The 1,508-nt window shown below is 68.4% G+C and carries 1 protein-coding gene; it reads right to left on the bottom strand.

Translation table 11 applies throughout. From position 1 onward, the window contains the following. Positions 1 to 17 precede the first annotated feature (17 nt). A complete protein-coding gene (locus Aau02nite_RS46040; protein ID WP_212995032.1) occupies positions 18 to 1,262 on the bottom strand; it encodes an IS110 family RNA-guided transposase in 1,245 nt (414 codons plus the stop codon). Positions 1,263 to 1,508 lie beyond the last annotated feature (246 nt).

Below are 1,508 nucleotides of genomic sequence, written 5' to 3'. Positions count from 1 at the left end.
GCATGAGTAGCCCTGTGTCAACCCGTCGCGGTTTGATCTTGGTTGAGGAGTCGTTGGAGGGCTCGATGCCGGTCGGGTTCGTAGGTGGTGTCGGTGGTCCAGCACTTCCAGATGATGTCGAGCCAGGCGCGGGCCAGGATCCGCACGGCGTGGGGATGGTCGTGGCCGCGGCCGCGGGCGCGGTTGTAGAGGTCGGCGGCCCAGGGGTTGGCGCGGCGGCTGTCGCCGGCGAAGTCGCAGACGGCGTCGCGCAGTTGTTTGTCGACGGCCCAGCGGAACGCGACGATGCGGGCTTTGCCGGATTGCCGGGTCGAGGGGGCGACTCCTGCGAGGCAGGCGAGGCTGGCCGCGGTGGGGAATCTGCCGCGGGCGTCGCCGATCTCGGCGAGCAGCCGGGCGGCGCGGATCGTGCCGGAGCGGGGCAGGCTGGTGAAGATCTGCCGGTCGGGGTGCAGGGCGAGCGTTTCGCTGATCTGTTGTGCCAGGGCTTCGATCTGGGCGGTGATTGTCTGCAGGGTTCCCAGGTAGGCGTGGGTGATGCCGGCCAGGGCCCGGCCGTGCTCGCCACGGGTGCCCGGTGGCGCCGCGGTGATGCGGTCGTGCAGGACGGCGGGGTCGACACGTCCGCAGTAGCCGACGCTGCTCAGCCAGCCGGCGAGGCGTTTCGGCGAGAGCCAGTCGAGGGTGTCCTGGGTGTCGAAACGGGTCACGAACCGCAGGCTGATCGCGGAGTCGAGATCACGGAACAGGTCGACTACCGCGGGCAGGGCGGCCTGCAGATGCGCGCGCAGCTGGTTGGTGACGGCGACGCGGTGCGTGACGAGGTCTTTGCGGGCCCGACACAACTTGCGCAAGGTGATGGTGGCCTCGCCGTCGAGCAGCAGCGGCGTCAGCCGCCGCTGGTCGGTGCGCACGGTGTCGGCCAGGACGTAGGCGTCGAACCGGTCGTCCTTGTTGCCGGCCGAGCCGTAACGCTGACGCAAGGCTTTGACCTGCGACGGCGGGATCACATAGATGATGCGGCCTGCGGCGAGCAACGCGTCGATGACTGGTCCGTCACCGCGTTCGATGCCGATCGTGTTGACGTCATGGCGGTCCAGGATCGTGTTGAGCCGGGCCAGGCCGGCCTTGCTATGAGCCACCGTGAACCGATCGATCGGCTCACCGTCACCGTCGATGATGCAGATGGCGTGGTTGTCCTTCGCCCAGTCGACGCCGGCCGTGACCGCTCGCCTCGTGCCGGGGGTGTCCTGCACACTCATTGTTGCCTCTCCGCTGCGCAACCAGTGGGGAAGCACCTGGCGGTTCCGGGACACCACAGCCGGTTGCTCATTGAGCGGCGTTCGCACACGCATAGCCCTGTGGCCGATCGGGGCGTCCCGGGCCGCCGGGCCTCGCAGAACTCATGCTGGACCTCGAAGATCGAGCGAGCAGGGCGATGGCCCGACGGTCACCGGTGCACTCGAACCACCATCAGCTCGAGTGAAACAAGGGTGCACCAATGAGCG

Origin of the sequence: Actinoplanes auranticolor, assembly GCF_018332655.1 — a bacterium.
GTDB lineage: Bacteria > Actinomycetota > Actinomycetes > Mycobacteriales > Micromonosporaceae > Actinoplanes > Actinoplanes auranticolor.
This window is presented reverse-complemented; position numbering and strand designations above follow the sequence as displayed.

Excerpts from the sequence above, each read along its gene's own strand:
- Aau02nite_RS46040 (WP_212995032.1), bottom strand. The coding sequence starts at position 1,262 with ATGAGTGTGCAGGACACCCCCGGCACGAGGCGAGCGGTCACGGCCGGC.